Annotated in this window: 13 protein-coding genes and 2 pseudogenes; 7 read left to right on the top strand and 8 right to left on the bottom strand. The window is 62.8% G+C overall.

Features of this window, described 5'->3' with window-relative positions:
- Positions 1–253: 253 nt before the first annotated feature.
- Positions 254–1,710 (bottom strand): annotated as a pseudogene (locus DFS13_RS12955) (IS3 family transposase); the annotation flags it as partial.
- Between DFS13_RS12955 and DFS13_RS12950 the strand changes: the two are divergent.
- From DFS13_RS12950 to DFS13_RS12930, 5 genes and pseudogenes are all read left to right on the top strand, one after another.
- Positions 1,703–2,935: pseudogene (locus DFS13_RS12950) on the top strand (type IV secretory system conjugative DNA transfer family protein); the annotation flags it as partial. The pseudogenes DFS13_RS12955 and DFS13_RS12950 sit on opposite strands and share 8 nt — an antisense overlap.
- A complete protein-coding gene (locus tag DFS13_RS12945) occupies positions 2,932–4,779 on the top strand; it encodes a PriCT-2 domain-containing protein (protein WP_111441790.1) in 1,848 nt (615 codons plus the stop codon). The pseudogene DFS13_RS12950 and the gene DFS13_RS12945, both read left to right, overlap by 4 nt.
- A gap of 74 nt (positions 4,780–4,853) precedes the next feature.
- Complete coding sequence (locus DFS13_RS12940; RefSeq protein ID WP_181461611.1) at positions 4,854–5,867, top strand: LPD7 domain-containing protein; 1,014 nt, start codon at positions 4,854–4,856, stop codon at positions 5,865–5,867.
- A gap of 90 nt (positions 5,868–5,957) precedes the next feature.
- Positions 5,958–6,392 carry a hypothetical protein gene (locus DFS13_RS12935; RefSeq protein ID WP_241308754.1) on the top strand — a complete coding sequence of 145 codons (435 nt, stop codon included), beginning with the start codon at positions 5,958–5,960 and terminating at the stop codon, positions 6,390–6,392.
- Position 6,393: 1 nt separating this feature from the next.
- Positions 6,394–7,449, top strand: a complete 1,056-nt coding sequence (locus DFS13_RS12930; protein WP_111441787.1) for a relaxase/mobilization nuclease domain-containing protein — start codon at positions 6,394–6,396, stop codon at positions 7,447–7,449.
- Between the two features lie 446 nt (positions 7,450–7,895).
- Here the strand turns inward: DFS13_RS12930 and DFS13_RS12920 are convergent, their stop codons facing one another.
- Complete coding sequence (locus tag DFS13_RS12920; protein WP_071333353.1) at positions 7,896–8,705, bottom strand: TlpA disulfide reductase family protein; 810 nt, start codon at positions 8,703–8,705, stop codon at positions 7,896–7,898.
- 515 nt (positions 8,706–9,220) lie between these two features.
- Here DFS13_RS12920 and DFS13_RS12915 point away from each other — a divergent pair.
- Complete coding sequence (locus DFS13_RS12915; RefSeq protein ID WP_111441786.1) at positions 9,221–10,531, top strand: MFS transporter; 1,311 nt, start codon at positions 9,221–9,223, stop codon at positions 10,529–10,531.
- 97 nt (positions 10,532–10,628) lie between these two features.
- On the opposite strand, the gene DFS13_RS12910 is transcribed toward DFS13_RS12915, so the two are convergent.
- The 4 genes from DFS13_RS12910 to DFS13_RS12890 form a co-directional block, all read right to left on the bottom strand.
- Positions 10,629–11,219, bottom strand: a complete 591-nt coding sequence (locus DFS13_RS12910) for a DUF4410 domain-containing protein (protein ID WP_105817600.1) — start codon at positions 11,217–11,219, stop codon at positions 10,629–10,631.
- A gap of 248 nt (positions 11,220–11,467) precedes the next feature.
- Positions 11,468–12,364, bottom strand: coding sequence for a LysR family transcriptional regulator (locus DFS13_RS12900; protein ID WP_111441784.1), 897 nt, complete (start codon positions 12,362–12,364; stop codon positions 11,468–11,470).
- A gap of 76 nt (positions 12,365–12,440) precedes the next feature.
- On the bottom strand, positions 12,441–13,145 hold the full coding sequence (locus DFS13_RS12895; protein ID WP_083417658.1) for a cysteine hydrolase family protein: 705 nt from the start codon (positions 13,143–13,145) through the stop codon (positions 12,441–12,443).
- A gap of 339 nt (positions 13,146–13,484) precedes the next feature.
- Positions 13,485–14,492, bottom strand: coding sequence for a hypothetical protein (locus DFS13_RS12890; RefSeq protein WP_111441783.1), 1,008 nt, complete (start codon positions 14,490–14,492; stop codon positions 13,485–13,487).
- Between the two features lie 193 nt (positions 14,493–14,685).
- Between DFS13_RS12890 and DFS13_RS12885 the strand changes: the two genes are divergently transcribed.
- Positions 14,686–15,411 carry a bifunctional 2-polyprenyl-6-hydroxyphenol methylase/3-demethylubiquinol 3-O-methyltransferase UbiG gene (locus DFS13_RS12885; RefSeq protein ID WP_111441782.1) on the top strand — a complete coding sequence of 242 codons (726 nt, stop codon included), beginning with the start codon at positions 14,686–14,688 and terminating at the stop codon, positions 15,409–15,411.
- 163 nt (positions 15,412–15,574) lie between these two features.
- Here DFS13_RS12885 and DFS13_RS12880 read toward each other — a convergent pair whose 3' ends face one another.
- Positions 15,575–16,039, bottom strand: coding sequence for a hypothetical protein (locus DFS13_RS12880; RefSeq protein ID WP_071333347.1), 465 nt, complete (start codon positions 16,037–16,039; stop codon positions 15,575–15,577).
- 78 nt (positions 16,040–16,117) lie between these two features.
- Entirely contained in the window at positions 16,118–16,519 is a 402-nt protein-coding gene (locus tag DFS13_RS12875) for a hypothetical protein (protein ID WP_111441781.1), read from the bottom strand.
- Between the last annotated feature and the right edge of the window lie 164 nt (positions 16,520–16,683).

Genomic DNA, 16,683 nt, shown 5'->3' with positions numbered 1-16,683 from the left:
CATTACGCCGCCCTTGGACTGGCGCCTATGTGCCGCCCCTCAAGTGGCGCCCTTATGCCGACCCCGCATTGGCTCCATAGCGCCGCCCCGTGACAGGGGGGGCGGCATGAGGCACATAGAAGCCGGCTTCTGGCACAGATCGTTTGCGCGCGCGGCGGCGGACAGCAGCGCCGAATACACAGTAGGGGCCGGGATTGTCAAAGCCATTCTCAAATGTCCGCCTTGGGGGGTGCGGCTAGAATCTTGGACTGGTTTATGCCGCGAGCCCGAGGCGCTCCCGGTATTCGAGCGGACTCAGTGAGCCAAGCGAGATCTTAATCCGCTTGGCGTTGTACCAGCGGATGTAAGAATCGACCGCCTCGATGAACTGCTCGATGCTTGTAGTCTGCCAGGTCCGAGGATAGAACAGTTCCGTTTTCAATCGGCCGAAGAAACCTTCACATGCCGCATTGTCGGGCGAGCAACCTTTGCGCGACATCGAGCGAATCAGCTTCGCATCGCGCATCCGTGAGAGCCACCCCGGCCAGCGATAGTGCGCACCGCGGTCGGAGTGGACCATTGGCCGGTGTTGGCTGTTGGCCACTGTCTCGATCGCTGCGTCGAGCATGGTATTCACAAGCTCGGCGTCCGGACGCGTGCTGATCGACCAACTGACAACGAGCCCATCAAAGCAGTCGATCACGGGCGATAGATACACCTTGCCGGCTGGAATCTGGAATTCCGTAATGTCGGTGAGCCACTTTTTGTTCGGCGCTGCCGCCTGGAAATCGCGATTGACGAGGTTTTCTGGCGCGGGGCCTATTTCGCCTTGATAGGAGCCGTAGCGACGCCGGCGGGCACTGCCAGCGGCCAAGCCTTCTTGCCTCGTCAAACGTCGAACGACTTTCTCCGATATGAAGACCTGCTGCTTACCGAGTGCCGCGCGTATCCGGCGATAGCCGTAGCAACGGTAATTGAGTTCGAAGATGTTCGTGATGACGCGACGCACGCCAGCATACTTGTCAGCGACAAGCAATCGGGCGCGATGGTAAAAGTAGGAACTGCGGGCAAGACCCAATACGGCGAGCAGTTCTGGCAGTGCATGGATTTGTCTCAGGGCATCAACCAGCGTCGTCTTCTCCCGATTGCTCAGGAGCCGCGGGTCGATGCCCAGGCTTTTTTTAACAGTTCATTGGCCTTCTTCAGGATGTCGCGTTCGAGTTGCAGCTGCCGTATGTCGCGTCGAAGCGATTCCAGCTGCTGCTCCAGTTCTGCCGGCCCGGGGGCCGATGCCAGATTCTTACGGCGTTTCATGGATGCCGGAGCCTCTCGACCGAGTAGCTTATTTTTCCAGTTGTATAGCGTCGGCCTGCTCACGCCTATCTTTTCCGCGATCACGCGTGCACCTTCGTCTCTGGTGCACAGCTCAATGACCGCTGCCTGCCTCAACACTGGCGACGACGGCACATTCCGAGCATTGCTGACAAGACGTTTCCGAATATCAGGGCATAGCTCGTAGACCCACGCGGCCAGCACTGCGCGGCACGGATACCCCAGTACTCTCGTGGTCCCGGCAAAATTGCAGCCATGACTCAAATAGTGCTCGACCGCGATCTGCTTCTGTTCGGTGGAGTAACGTGGCCTGGAGCGGCGATAGCCCGCCGGCAAATCGCCAGCCTCAACGAACGCACGGTACCACCGTGCCAAGTTCTTGCGCGAAGGATATCCGATCACAATGGGCGAGGTACTGCGGCAATCATCGGGAAATGGTATGCCCGTCAAAACCTACTTAAACCGGACGCTTATACAGCATCGACAGTACTTGAGCCGCGCCTGTATTGATGCACTGAATCGATTCCTCGCGAATGACGACAAGGTTCTGGCGAGCATTCTGGCCACTTTTAATGCGCCACTGACGATCTGGGCCAACCCGATTGTTGACGCGGCGACGAGTGCGAACGACTTTGATCTGCGAGACGTCAGACGCCGCAAGATGTCCGTATATCTTGGCGTGACGCCCGATCACTTAAGTGAAGCGGCGATACTGATGAATCTGATGTTCTCGCAGCTCGTGAATTTGAACACGAAGGAGTTGGCAGAGGACAATCCGGCACTGAAATATCAATGCCTACTGCTGCTCGACGAGATGACGGCAATCGGAAAAATCCAGATTATCGCGCGTGCGGTGGCTTATATGGCGGGCTACAACTTGCGCCTGCTCTCGATCGTGCAGTCCGACTCGCAGCTCGAGTCTGTTTATGGCCGAGCTGACGCGAGGACCATTGTCACGAATCACGCGATGCAGATTCTCTTCGCCCCGCGCGAACAGAAGGACGCCAATGCCTACTCCGAGATGCTCGGCACGCGCACGGAGCGATCGCGCACCACGAGCCGATCGAATGGCATGTTCGGTGCGCGCGGCGGTGCGACCGAGAGTTTTTCCGATCAACGTCGTGCGCTGATGTTGCCGCAGGAGATCAAGGAGCTCGATCGCGACAAGGAGATCATTCTTCTCGAAAATACCAAGCCGATTTTGGCAGACCGGATCTGCTACTGGCGCGATCGTGCATTTACTTCACGGGTAATGGACGCGCCGGCGGTGCCTGCACTTGATCTCGTGCGATTTAGTGCACAAATCGAGCAGCGGCTGCGCGAACTGAGCGATGACGACGTCGATGAACAGACGGGCGAGCTGACGCATGTGCGAGCGGACTATCTGGAACTTGTACACGCCTGGGATCTGCGCGAGCTGCCGCAGACGCTGGACAATGTCAGTTGCGAGGAGGCAGCCGCGTATGTGGATCGGCATTTCACGCTGCTGGGAGTGCCGGCTGACGACGTAGCGCGCGCCGCACGTCGTTTGGCGCGCGGCGAAGATGGCATGACTGATACTGAGACGGGCGCGCGCAAGCGCGACCCGAGCCCCGTCGCCCGGGCAAGTGGTGGTGTTCAGTGAGCGTTGCATATATCAGTGAGGCGGATCGCGTGCGCACTGCTTTGGCGACGATTCCGGCTGACGACTATACGACATGGGTCGACATGGCGTTCGCCGTGAAGCATGGGCTTGGCGAGGCAGGTTTTGAGCTGTGGGATGCATGGAGCCAGACCGCGCCGAATTACGATGCACGATCGGCGCGTGCGACATGGCGCTCGGCGAGCGAAAGTGGGGCGATCACGCTTGCGTCGTTGTTTTGGCTTGCCCGCGAGCATGGGTTCGATCTGGCCGGCTCGCGCGCGTTTGGCGATCGCGCGGCGCGGTCCGCGTCGGCGCATGCCCCCATTGTGGGCGCCGACGCCTCACTCGAGCGCAAGCGCCGGGCGCGCCGCGCCGCAGTCGCTCGACAGGCGCTAAGTATCTGGAATTGGGCACGACCGGTGGCACCTGACCATCCTTATCTGGCGCGCAAGCAGATTGCGCCGTTGCCTACCTTGCGCGAGCTTGAAGCAGAAGAGTTGCATGTGCTGCTCGGCTATGTCCCGAAATCCAATGACACTGCTCTATTGGGACGTGTGTTGATCGTGCCTGTTCGTATCGGCCACCAGATTTCGACACTCGAGCTGATCGATTGCGAAGGGCGTAAATCATCGCTGGCAGGCGGTGCGAAGGCGGGAGGCTGGTGGTCTGTTACGCCCGAACAGCATCGACGCGACGCGTGCTTGCCGGTGCTGATTGCCGAGGGTGTGGCCACTGCCGTATCCGCATGGCAGGCGACAGGGTGGTGCACGCTTGCGGCTTTGTCGAGCGGAAATTTATCCAAAGTGGCTACGGTATGGCGCGCGCAGCACCCAAAGGATGCGCTTGTGATTCTGGCCGATCTCGGTGCTGGATTTACGCATGCGGAGCATGCGGCGCGCAATGTCCATGCACGACTGGTCGTTCCTCGGTTCGCATCAGGGGCGCATATTGCGAATCAGTTGCCGACCGACTTTAACGATATGGCGGTGCTCGAGGGAAAGGAGGCGGTCGGCGAGCTGTTGCGGCGTGCGGTACTGGAGACACCGGCGCCTACATCGACTGACGCCAAGGCGAGCCGGACGCAAACCGAGGGTATGTCGTTTTACTTGACGGGAGACGCAGATATGGGATCGAGGAAGACGGACAAGGGCACGGGGGCGGACGACGTGCGCCGGCACGCCGAGGCCGACCGCTCGGACGGTGATTGCGCGTCGACGCAGCCATCTGGTACTCCGGAGGAAGGGAAACAGGCTTTCACCCACGAACCGGCGGCGAGCTCAGTCACCGAAACCACGGACGACGGGCAGCATTCGAACCATGGGCCACGTCATGCGATGGGCGAACCCATATACGGGCTCGACGCCGTGCCCACGGAGGTCAAGGTGGCGGCCGAGCGGCGGTTTGGGGCTGTATTGAGGATGTCCACACCACGAGAGAATGGAGGTCCCTATCGCGGGGAGGTGCTCAATACCGAGCATTTCCTTGTTCAAGAGGTGGCACCACGCAGCGTGGTGTTTCATGCGAAGGGAAAGATGACATTCGTGTCGGACCGGTTACGGTGGATGGACGAGCACCATCGCCTAAACGGCGCAGACGTACAGATTGTCTACGAAGGTGAGCGCGCGAAGCTCTACCCGTGGGACCGGGCTCGCGATCAGCTTGAGCGGGCGGTTGCGTCACTGAAAAAATCTGCGCGGGAAATGGGGCTCGACGGCATGGACGCGAAGCTCGACGCACTGCATGCAGCGTCATGGGCGCGCGTGAAAGCTGCACGTGCGGCCGCGCTCGCGCAAGCCAGGTCACGCGTGGACGGGCGTGGCGATATCGACGACCCGCAGCGGTAGCGATTCGGTCATGCGCAATATGGATGGTGACGCCGCGCAGCTGAGCATTGCGCGACGCATAACCGGTGAGGTACATGATGGATGATACCCAGTCGCCGGCGCTTTTCGCACCTAGTGCGGACTTCGCCGTGAACGCCATCGAGCCTAAATGGACTGCGGACGTCGACATAGCGCGACGTCGTCCGTCGGACCGCTTTCCGGCACAACAATTCAGCTACCTCGCAATGCTTGCGCGTCGGTGCAGCGAGTTTGATGCGGCGCGCGCCCTGCTACGAGAGCAGGCTGGTGGCAGCCGCTTCGAGGCGGGGCGTGACGATGCAGGCACGGATGGTGTGTCCGATACCGGCGCGATAAATTCGGTGCCGAAGTTCACGGAAATCGCAGACGCGCCAGAGCGAGTTAGGCGAAGCTACCTGCGCGCCGGCGGTCAATATTTCCTGAAGGAGGCCCCATACTCGCTGGCGTTCGAGGATCGGGGGCGATATCTCGTCACGACGCACACTCATACAGACATTGTTGCTTCCATGATGGATCTGGTGCAGGCGAAGGCGTGGACGCGCATTCGCGTGTCGGGACACGGCGCTTTTTGCCGCGAAGTATGGCTGCAGGCCGCTTCAATCGGTATTGAGGTAAGCGGGTACACACCGAAGCCTGCCGACCTCGCACGCCTTGCTGAGTTGAACGGGCCAACTGAACACACGCGCGATCGCGATTCCGAGCATCTTGCGCTGCAGCCACAAGCAGCGGCGATCTCAGCGCCTGGGAGTGTCCGTGACGAGAGTCCGGCCCGTCCCGTGGATGCATCGGTGCGCCACGCGAAATGGGAGGACGATGGGATTCATCTCGCCGTGATTGTGGCGGCCATGCGCGAGCAGGGTTTCAGTGATCGTTCGGTCGATCGTGTTAAGCGTCGCGCTGTGCGCATGCTCGACGCGCTTCACGCCGAGGGTGTCGAGCTTCCCCGACCTCGCGTGTTCGATCCGGCGGCACCGTCCGCGCGAGCGGAAAAGGTCGAACACCGGCAATCGTCTGCCCCGTCGCGAGAAATCGATCAGGCGCCCGCCATGCCGTTGCCTGGCGAACGGTAGACGAACATGGGATCGCGAAACCGAGCGCGCATTGCGGTCGAACTGGGTCCGCTAAAGCCCTTGTGGCAGGCACGATGTGTGCAGAACGGGATGAGCGCCGGTGAGGGGATCAGGCGGCTCGTGGCCGAAGCACTGGACATCGCCCATGAGCCGCCCGACACGTCTGCAGTACTTTCGGCGCCAAGTGAGCCGTTTGTACGAATCGGCGTAGGCCTTATGCCGGCCGAGTTGGAATGTATCAAAGGACTGGCCCATGTTCTGGGTTTCACCGCAAATCGATGGATTGCTGCGTTAATTCGCGCTCATCTGACCGGCGAGCCGCAATTGGGAAACCGGGAGATGATGCTGCTTGCGGAATCGAATCGGCAGCTCGCCGCGATTCGTACGCGGCTGGGTGAGCTTGCTCGCAACACGGGCGAGGACCATCACGTGTCCGATTGGGAGCACTCGCGCGTCGTAATCCTCACACATCTGCGGTTTGTCGCACAGTTGCTGCAAACCAATCTGGACCGATGGAGCCGTTGAGATGCCGTTTCCCAGACAGTACGTCGATGCGCTGCTCGTCAACTGGGGCGATCGACTGTTTCATGAGCCGCTGCGGCATGTGCGCGCCCCGCATCTGCCCGGCGTGGCATTGCCGCGCGATGCGCGGCGTCTGCGCGAACGGCTGGCTTTGACGCTTCGACGCGCGCCCGAGGTCATGGTCAAGATTACCAACAGAGCGTCAGGCGCACAGGGCATGGGTGCGGTGCGGCGACATCTGCAATATATTTCACGCGATGGCCATATCGAGCTGGAAGACCAGGACGAGCGCGTGTTGGTCGGAGACGCTGCCCTGCAGGACCTTTTTGACGAATGGCGGTGGGGTGGTTGGGGGATGCCGGAAGAAAGCCGGCGTCGGGAAACCTTCAATTTGATGCTATCAATGCCCGCGGGCACGGACCGCGCGGCCGTCCGAGAGGCGTCAAGGGCATTCGCGCGCGAGATATTCGGCGACGGACGATCGTACGTGTTCGCACAGCATGATGACCAACCGCATCCGCACGTACATCTGTGTGTTCGGGTGCGTGGTCCTGACGGGCGGTGTCTGAATCCGCGCAAGCGGGATCTGCGCACATGGCGCGAGGTGTTTGCGCGACAGTTGCGCGAACACGGGGTCGACGCCAACGCAACGCCGAGGCTGGTTCGCGGTGAGACACAACGTCTTCGGACGCAGGCCGTTGTGCGGATGCAGTCTCGTGGAGTTGCCCCACGCTTTTACCGATCAGTGCTCGATGAGCGGGCAACAATGGTGTTACGGGACGCACATATCGAAACATTGGCAGTCTGGCGCGGGCTCGCACAAGCATTGGCACATTCCGGTATCCCGGAAGACCGAACCATGGCAATGGCTATTGTGGATTTTGTGCAGCACATGCCGGCACGGCAATTGGATCCCGGCGCTACCCGACTCGAGCCGGCCACCGAGTGCTCACATTGTGACCGCCCCGTCGCGCACAGGTATATCGCCCACTTCACGGGAAGACAGCGCAGTGTCGATGACAGGCCAACCGAACCTGATCCGCCATTTGACCGAGACTGATACTACGCTTAGTGTGCACGCGCTTGATGGTTCACGGGTGTCGTGCGGCGGTGCCGCCGGTGATTGGCACCGGGTGAAGCGCATGCGTCCGTCTGTCTGACCGGCCCACGACGTAGGCCGGCGCCGTTCGTGCTGACGCATGCAGTGCTTGCATCTGCTTGCGCGCATTCTCTGGTCCGGCGTTGAAGCCACGTGGCCTCTTGTCGAGCCCTTCGGCGTAGGCCGATGCCACATCGGCGATGCCATCAGGCAGAGCGCCGCATACAGATACGTCGTGATGGCATCCGTCTCCTGGCCGATGTGCAGGCCGTCGCGCAAGTTGGACACGATCGGGCTGACGCCTTCGGTGAGGCCTATCGGATCGGTCTTTGTGTACCGCCTGGCCGTGGTCGAAGCGCGGATGTGACGAAGCGGCGTGGTGCCGCTTTCCGGTCGGCCACCGGGAATTACTGCCCGAAGCGCTGCGTGACGGTGTCCTTCAGCCGCGCGGCGGTCAGCTCGCCCATGTGCGATTCGACGAGTTCGCCTTTTGCGTTGAAGAACAGCGTGGTCGGCAGTCCACGCGATCCATAGGCATGCATCGCGTGCAACGACGGATCGAGCAGCACGTGATTGAAGCGCAGGCCCTTTTGTTCGAGGAACGCGCGCACGGTCTGCGCATTTTCGCCCTGGTTGATCATCAGCACCGTGATGCCAGGATGGTCACGCTGCGCCTGTTCGAGGATCGGCATTTCGCGCTGGCACGGCGGGCACCATGTCGCCCACAGGTTCACGACGACCGGCTTGCCGAGGACGCTCGCCGGCAACACGGGCGTCGCGTCGAGTGCCTGAAGCTGCATCGCGGCGAGCGGCGGTGCACTCTGCTGCAACGTCGCCAGCGTGCCTTGCGCGGCGCCCCACGCACCGAGGCCCGCGACGATGCCGGCCAGCACCGGTCGCCGCAGCGCGGGCAAGCGGCGCAGGCGCCAGCCCGCGAATACCAGGGCGGCCGCCAGGCCGATGCGCCAGTCGAAGCCGCCGTCGCCGAGCGCGACGATCGAGCGCGGCGATGCCGCATAGTCGCTCCACCACCGCGCGATATAGCCGACGCGGGCGGCGATCAGCCCGAGCAGCAGCACGTCGAGGATCAAGCTCGATGCCGTCTTGTGATGCCCGTCAGGCGGGCGGCGCTGGATGAAACGCGCGACGAGCCACGCCACCAGCGCGGCGGCGGCTACCGCGACGACGCGGATCGAGAAGGGACCGATGCTCAGCATGAAAAGGAACAGTTGGACGTGGACGAACGAAGGAGGAGAAGTGATTGTCCGCCACGGCGATGAAGCCGTCGACGGTAGTGCGGCGATTCGACAAGTTGCCGCGTATGGGGGTTCCCGTCGAGAACGTAACGACGCGTTGCGGATTGGATGGAGGCGGCAGGCTCAGGAGGGCGTGATTTTCAGGCGGGCAGGCTGCAAATCAGACCGGTCTGATGGTCAGCGGAATCGCGTTCATCAACAATACCCAGGCCGGTCCGGAGTGGTGTCCGCCGGCATCCCGAATAGGGATCTCTCCTTGACGGCCGCTCCCCCGGGCGGCCGATTTTTTTTCGTCAAGAGTGCGGGCGTGAATGCCTGGTGGTGGCCGGTGGGCGCGGCCGCGAACCGACTCCAGTCGGCTGATTAAACGGAATAGGACCGCTGCCAGATGCGAGCACCGGGCATTCACTCGCGCATTGCATGAATTGCATTAAGCCGGCCAGCGGCCGGCGGGGATCACCCGATGGAGGAGACACATGACGAACCATGGCGCGGCGCTGCGCACCGCGCCACCCGGCGACACCGCCACCACTGCGTCCACTGGCCGCTACGTTCAGCTTGCGCTGCTCGTCTGCGCGGCCGGCGCGATCTACCCGATGCTGTACCTGCGCCAGTTCTACCAGGACACGATGCTGGACCTGTTCCAAATCACGCGCACGCAGCTCGGTTATCTCTATTCGGCGCTCGGCACCACCTTCCTCGTCTGCTACCTGCCGAGCGGCTGGCTCGCCGATCGGCTGCCGCCGCGCTGGCTGATCGGCTTCTCGCTCGTGGGCACCGGCGCGCTCGGCTTCTGGTATTCGAATGCGAGCGCGCCGTCGTATGCGACGTTGATGGCGATTTTCTGCGGCTGGGGCGTGACGACGGGCCTGACGTTCTGGGCGTCCGTGATCAAGCGCGTGAAGACGATTGCGCGGCCGAGCGAGCAGGGCCGGTTCTTCGGGTTTCTCGACGGCGGCCGCGGATTGATCGAGGCGCTGCTGGCGACCGCGTCGCTCGCGCTGTTCGCGTGGCTCGTCGACACGCGCGGCGTGTCGCACGGCGGCGCGTTCCGACAGGTGGTCACCGGCTATTCGACGGTATGCATCGCGCTCGGCGCGCTGCTGCTGTTCGTCAAGGACACGGTCGGGGCGGCGGCGCACGATGCGGTGACAGCGGAGAAAGGCCACCTCGGCCGCGACCTGCTCACGCTCGCGCGCAATCGCCGGCTGTGGGTGTTCGCGCTGATCGTGTTCTGCGGCTACCACCTGTCGTGGGCGACCTACAGCATTTCACCGTATCTGCAGCAGAAGGGCGTCGGCATGTCGATCGTCGCGGCCGGCTTCATCGCGTCGCTGAAGCTGTGGATGCGGCCGATCGGCGGCATCGGCGGCGGCTTCGTCGGCGATCGCATCGGCACGCTGAACGTGCTCGGCGGCGCGCTGTTCTGCGCGGCGCTCGCGTTCGTCGGGCTGATCGCTTTTCCGTCGCTCAACCAGATTGCGCTGCTCGTGGGTGTCGTGATCGTGATCGGCCTGCTGACGTATGCGGTGCGCGGGCTGTACTGGAGCGTACTCGAACGCTGCGACGTACCGGCGCGTATCACAGGGCTCGCGATCGGCATCATCTCGCTGCTCGGCTACTCGCCGGATGTGTTCCTGCCGCTGCTGAACGGCTGGTTGACCACCGCGTATCCAGGCATGCGCGGCTATCAACTGTACTTCGGCTATGTCGCGTGCGTGAGCGCGTTGGGTGGCGGGGCGTGCCTGCTGCTGAAGGGCATGCTGAAGGAGGAACACGCCGGCTGAACGCGGCCTCGCGCGATATCCGCTTCGCCGTCGCGGGGCGGGCGCGGCGGCTGACGCCCGACGCGCCGCCCATGCGGGGCCCGTCGGGCGCCGGCGATTACAGCTTCTTCGCCTGCGAAGCGTCAGCCTGTTGCGGCGCGTCGGCCGCCGGTTCGAGCGTCGTCAGCGTTTTCTCGGTGAACGTCTCGTACAGCCAGTTCATGCGCGTATCGTCCATGCCGCCGGCGATGCCGCCGAGTGCGTACGACGCCGACACCTTGAAGCGGTCGATTTGACGATTGTCGGCGTCGGCGAGCGTCACGGTGCCGTTGACGTGATCGTTGCCCGCCATGAAGCCGAACATCACCGCCGTGAAGCTCGAGCGCACGCGAATGTCGTTGACTTCGACGTTCAGGTGCATCGCATCGGTCGATCCGGCCGTTGCCAGCAGCTTGCGTGCGGCCAGTGCACTTTCGATTTTCCCTTTCAGGTTCTCCGGGCTGAATTTCAGATTGTCTTTCAGCGCTTCTTGGGCGGCATGGTCGAGCGTGACTTGCACGATCACGGGTTTCGAGCCGAATTTGGGCATCGATGCCGTCGCGATGGCCCCTGCCTGATCGCCGGCGTCGCGTGTCACGCTGCTCGCGCAGCCCGAGAGGAAGCCGATCGTCACCAGTGCCAGTGCGGCATGACGGAATACAGATTTCATGATTTGGTCTTTTTTCGTTCGGGTTATTTGAGATGGCTCTGCGGCCGGGCGGAAATCTAGCACGGGACGATTCGATTCAAAAGGTCGAATAGATCGAAAATCGATTCGGCACGTGTCGACCATGGCTTTCTTTCGAGCTCGATCACGTGAGCCGCGATTTCCCCGAATCGGATCGACTGAATATCGCGCCGGCGGCCGCTGCGGCATGACGGCCTGAACGGCGCGGCAGGCGCGAACGCGCCGCCGCGTCATGCGTGCGCGTCGTAAAGCGTTGCGACGAAATCGACGAACGCGCGCACCTTGGGCGGTACATGCCGGGATTTCGGATACAGCGCGTAGTAATGGCGTTTCGCCAGCGTATGGCCGGGCAGGATGGGCACGAGCCGCCCGTGCGTGATGTCGTCCCGCACCGTATGGTGCGTGAATGCGGCGATGCCGAGCCCGGCGATCACGGCGGCATGCAGCGCGGTGATCGCGTCGATGCGCAGCGGGCCGTCGAGCCGGATCGTGACGGGTGCACCGCGCAGCGGCGTGACGCGCCAGCTCGTCCGATCGTCGCTTCCACTATAGGCGAGCAAGTCATGTTTCTCGAGGTGCGCGGGCGTGCGTGGCAGACCGCGACGCGCGACATAGTCGGGCGACGCGACGAGAATTTCATCGGATAGCGCGAGCGTTCTCGCGACGAGGTCGGAGTCCGGCAGGCCGCTGCTGATGCGCAGCGCGACGTCGAACCCCTCGCCGATCAGATTGACGAAGCGGTCGCTGCACGACACGTCGAGCTGGATGTCCGGGTACGCGCGGCGAAACGCGGGCAACCATGCGGGCATCTCCAGCGTGCCGACTGACAGCGGCATGCTGACGCGCAACACGCCCGATGGCTGGCCAGGCGTGTCGGTCACGTCTTCCGATGCCGCCGCGACGCGTTCGAGGATGTCGACGCATGCGTCGTAGTAGCGCTCGCCGGCGGGCGTCAACGAGAAATTCCGCGTGTTGCGGTTGACGAGTTGCACGCCGAGGCTCGCTTCGAGCAGCTTCAACTGGCGCGATACGGTCGAATGGGTCGTGTCGAGGCGATCGGCCGCGGCCGAGAATCCCCGGGCATCGACCAGGTTTCGGTAGACGCGCATCGCGAGCAGTTGATCCATGGCGGGTTCCGATGCGCGGACAGGAAGGTTTCCGGATTCGCCGCGCCAGCTAGGGCCAGCGCGGCATGGCGGGCGATCAGCGCAGCGGCAGCGCGAGGATGTCGGCCGTCGTTTTCACGTCGCCGAACGTGTCTTCGATCTCGGCAAGCGCGGCACGGTGCAGCGTGTCCTTGTCGATCGATTGGCCGTTAGCGCGGACGATGGCGCGCGTGGCAGACGCGTCGGATGCTACCACGACGTTGTAGCCCAGCGGCACGGCATCCCGGGCGGCGCCGGCCACGCACGCGTGCGTCATCAGGCCGGCGATCACCAGCGTCTTGACGCCGTCTGCCTTCAGGCGCTTGTCGATATCGGTGCTCGCGAACACGCTCACCGTTTCCTTCTGCACGACGGTGTCCGTCGCACGCGGCTTCATCTCGGGAATGAACTCGATGGTCTTGCCGCCGAGCGCGAACACTGGCGAACCGGCCGGCGCGATGTGCTGCACCTGGTAGACGCGCATGCCGTTGCGATCGGCGAAAGCGATCAGCCGCTTCGTGTTGGCGATCGCCTGTTGAACGTCGGCGATCGGCATCTTGCCGTTCAGGTATTCGTTCTGGAAATCGATGACGACGAGCGCGGTCGTCTTCGGATCGAGATGGTCGATCGGCTGCGCACCGGCCATTGCGCGGATCGTCGGCGTCGCGGGCAGGCTGGATGCGGCTTCGGCGGTGGGCAGCATGGTGGCGGCCGACGCGAGGACGGCATAGCGGGCGAGGTTGCGGATCGAGAAGGAAAACATGAATGCACTCCTGGAAAAAGTTGAGTGGTTCGAACTATAAGGAGACCGGGTCGAAATCGCGTCCCCGTCAGGGGAACATCTTCTGTGCAGATCGCGAACGAATCGCGTGGGGCCGATGGCGGGCGCGACGGGACGGGGCCGGTGACGCGAACGACACGACGGTCGGCCGTTCGTTGGTGCGTTATGCCATGGTAAGAAGCAGCACCGTCCGGATCATTCGGCCGGGGCCGATTCAGGCGGGAGATTGTGTAGGACGGGTCTTAGGACGAGTCGGAAGCCGGGCAGGGGCGAGCTTGGACGACGCGGCTGTTGCGCAGGAACGTGTTGTGCGGCTGGCCGTTATGGGCTGTTTCGCGATGCCGCCCCACCGAGCCGATACGCGGTGAAGAACTCGTACCAGGGCGAACCTTCCCCGACCGGCACATTGAGCGCCGCCGTCCGCCGCTTCAACGCACCGAACACGTCGTCGATCCGCGCCGTCTGCCCCGCATCGTTGAACGGATAAGGCCGCGCCCGTCCGGCCGCGAATGCGCCATACGCGATCGCAAGCAGCCGCGCGCTGTCGTCGGTCGACACGATCGACTCGTTGATCAATTCCGCAAAGCGCGGCCGGTCTTCGGCGCGTGATCCGGACAGGCACAGGAACACGATCGCCGACAGCTCGTGCAGATCTTTCATCCGCAGCAGCTCCGGCAGCCTCGCGACGATTCGCGCTACCGGTTCATCGCGTAGTGCATCGCTGAAGTCGAGCACGGTGGTCATAGGATTCGCGTCCGCTTTCAAGCGATCGAGCGCCGACGATACGGCCGACGCGCTCGCTCCATCCGGCGACGCTGCCGGAGCCGCCCGCAACGCATCGGCCACCTGCTGTGTCCATTCCGGAAAGATCATCCGCACGTTGCCGAACTGCTCGCCGCCTTCCGCGGCCGGATTCCATCGATACACGATCGTGCCGCCGCGAATGAACGGTGAATACAGGTGCTCGGGCGTTTGCGGCAACGGCCGCCGGTTGATCGGCAGCCAGGCGAGCGTCAGCCAGTCGTAGCGGCCGGTGGCGGGTACGGACGGGCTCGAACTCGCGATGACCTGCCACGTGCCACGATTCACAAAGCGGCGTCGTGCGTCGGGCACCGGGACGGTCTGGCCTTTCGCAGTGTCGAAGTAGGTCGTGCCGGTCACGTTGGTGCCGCTGTCCGCGGCCGGCGTGACGGTGGAGATGACCCACGACGCACCGTCCGCCGCACGGTAGTCGGACGGCTTGAGCGTCGCGACGTCGTGCACCATGCGCGTTTCGGCCGCGACGGGGCTCGGGGGGAGGGGGGCGGGCGCGGCCAGGATGCTCGGCATGGGATGTCCTCGGAATCGGGTGCGTATCGTCGGGCGGCGGCGACGTGCAACGGCGCAGATTGTTTTATGTCACTGTAGAACGTCGTGGCCGGAAACGGAAACCGGCAAAGCGGCGTACTCCGCTCACGCGTGCCGCCGCTTCGGCTTACCATGCGCATCCTGAGCCAATGACGCATACCGGAAGGGAGCGCAGATGACCGACACGAAAGCCATCACCGAACACTGGACACAGGTCGCCGACCAATGGATCGACTGGGCCGGCAAGCCGGGGCACGACGCGTTCTGGAAATACCGCGCGGGGCTCGCGGCCTATATTGGCCGCGACACCGGCCGCGCGCTGGAGATCGGCTGCGGCGAAGGCCGCGTGAGCCGCGAGCTGAAGGCGCTCGGCTACGACGTGACCGCGACCGACGTGGTGCCCGCGATGCTCGACGCCGCGCGTCACGCGGATTCCGCGCATCGCTACGAGTTGGCCGATGCGGCGTCGCTGCCGTTCGACGCGGCCCGCTTCGATCTCGTGATGGCGTACAACGTGCTGATGGATCTCGATGACATGCAGCGCGCGTTGAACGAAGCGCGCCGCGTGCTGAAGCCGGACGGCACGCTGTTCATCTCGCTCGTGCATCCGTTCCGCGATCGCGGTGGCTTCGCGGGGCCGCAACGCGATGCGCCGTTCGTGCTGAAGGGCAGCTATTTCGGGCGCGAGCATTTCGACGGCGTGGAAACGCGCGACGGGATGTCGATGCACTTCGCGGGTTGGTCGCTGCCGCTGCAGGCGTACATGGAAGCACTGGAAGCGGCCGGGTTCGCGATCGTATCGCTGCGCGAGCCGCCGCCCGATCATGCCGATACGGAGCAACTGAAACAGTGGGCGCGCGTGCCGCTGTTTCTCTGGATCAAGGCTCGGCCACTGCTTTGAGCGCATGCGAATGAGCAGCGACGCGGATGTTTCGCGCGGTTTTCAATTCGGATGGTTTTCCGACTTATTGGGCGGTCCCTGTGCTAAACGAGCGGTAGCCAACGCCGTGCTTCGGCACCTCGACATCTTATTTGCGCGGAGTATCTGTAACGCTGATCTTGCGTTACACAACCTGCTGTTCGTCGCTGGTCTCGATCGAAACCGACAAGAACTGCTTGCCACGCGCTGGTGCACCCGCGGGTTCCAGTCGCAAGAGAAAATCGAAATATCGTTCCGGAAGCTTTCCAAGTTGTTCCTGGATCGCTGCCAGCTTGATGAGGCACTGGGCGTCCCAGTTCATTCCGACAACAAGCTCGCTCATCACACCGTTCCACTCGCTAAGTAGAATAGAGGCCGCACGAGCATGCTCCTCGGCGAAGCGTTCAATGCGTTGTTCGATGTAACGCGCATCGTCACGCATCAACGTACCCGAGATGCACAATGAAACGGTATGCGCTACGGTGTCGTGTTTCACGTACACGGTGGCGATACCGCTCAGGTGCCGGGATACCCGATCGAGTTGTTCATCGTTCAAGTCGTCTTGGACGGGCAGTGCGCCTGAGAGGCTGTACGGTGCGGGCTCTTCCATTGCGAACCTCCAGAGGTTGGGGGGAAACCAGTGTCCCGATTGGGGCGAAAATCTCAGCTTTTAGATAGCCTTGGCGGATCATCCGAGCGGAGCCGCCAGAATCTGAGTGTTTTGACTATCAGAATGCGGCGGCGTAGGCGTGTGATGCCGGACGTATTCTTTCGCCGGATCCTGCAACCGTTCGACGTGTCGGCCCGGCGCGAGGGGCATGAGGGATTGTTCGCCGAACCGTATGCGACTGAATACGGCGGCGGTTCGAGCCCACTTCTGGGAGAATTCTTTCAGATCGCCTTCGATAGAGGTGACCTCTTGATCGGTAAGTGCACCGCGAACGCGGATCATGACCGAATGCGTGACGGCGTCAGTAACGCAGTACACGGTCGCGGAGGCGGGCAAGCGTTCCGCGAACTGCTGCGCGTGATTGCGTCGGAAGCTACCGACGACGGAAAGTGCGCCGCAGATTTCATAGGTGGAAGTCATATCGCCTCCTGCGAAAGAGCGACGGCATTGTCAGATGCATCTCGCTACCGTCGGTGTCCGATCGACCATACCAGCCATGTTATGAGTCAATTGAGCATATGTCAATAGAAATGAATCAACTGGATATATTTTCTGTACGCCTGAGGCTGGAGCGGAAACGACTG

It is taken from the genome of Burkholderia sp. 28_3 (assembly GCF_003253915.1).
Taxonomy (GTDB): domain Bacteria; phylum Pseudomonadota; class Gammaproteobacteria; order Burkholderiales; family Burkholderiaceae; genus Burkholderia; species Burkholderia cenocepacia.
The sequence above is the reverse complement of the archived record's forward strand: the minus strand, read 5'-3'. Positions and strand labels throughout refer to the sequence as shown.

Bases quoted from the DNA above. Each gene is read 5' to 3' on its own strand.
- DFS13_RS12880 (WP_071333347.1), bottom strand. From the start codon at position 16,039: ATGGAAGAGCCCGCACCGTACAGCCTCTCAGGCGCACTGCCCGTCCAA.
- DFS13_RS12885 (WP_111441782.1), top strand. From the start codon at position 14,686: ATGACCGACACGAAAGCCATCACCGAACACTGGACACAGGTCGCCGAC.
- DFS13_RS12900 (WP_111441784.1), bottom strand. From the start codon at position 12,364: ATGGATCAACTGCTCGCGATGCGCGTCTACCGAAACCTGGTCGATGCC.
- DFS13_RS12920 (WP_071333353.1), bottom strand. From the start codon at position 8,705: ATGCTGAGCATCGGTCCCTTCTCGATCCGCGTCGTCGCGGTAGCCGCC.
- DFS13_RS12935 (WP_241308754.1), top strand. From the start codon at position 5,958: ATGAGCGCCGGTGAGGGGATCAGGCGGCTCGTGGCCGAAGCACTGGAC.
- DFS13_RS12915 (WP_111441786.1), top strand. From the start codon at position 9,221: ATGACGAACCATGGCGCGGCGCTGCGCACCGCGCCACCCGGCGACACC.
- DFS13_RS12875 (WP_111441781.1), bottom strand. From the start codon at position 16,519: ATGACTTCCACCTATGAAATCTGCGGCGCACTTTCCGTCGTCGGTAGC.
- DFS13_RS12895 (WP_083417658.1), bottom strand. From the start codon at position 13,145: ATGTTTTCCTTCTCGATCCGCAACCTCGCCCGCTATGCCGTCCTCGCG.
- DFS13_RS12910 (WP_105817600.1), bottom strand. From the start codon at position 11,219: ATGAAATCTGTATTCCGTCATGCCGCACTGGCACTGGTGACGATCGGC.
- DFS13_RS12940 (WP_181461611.1), top strand. From the start codon at position 4,854: ATGATGGATGATACCCAGTCGCCGGCGCTTTTCGCACCTAGTGCGGAC.
- DFS13_RS12930 (WP_111441787.1), top strand. From the start codon at position 6,394: ATGCCGTTTCCCAGACAGTACGTCGATGCGCTGCTCGTCAACTGGGGC.
- DFS13_RS12890 (WP_111441783.1), bottom strand. From the start codon at position 14,492: ATGCCGAGCATCCTGGCCGCGCCCGCCCCCCTCCCCCCGAGCCCCGTC.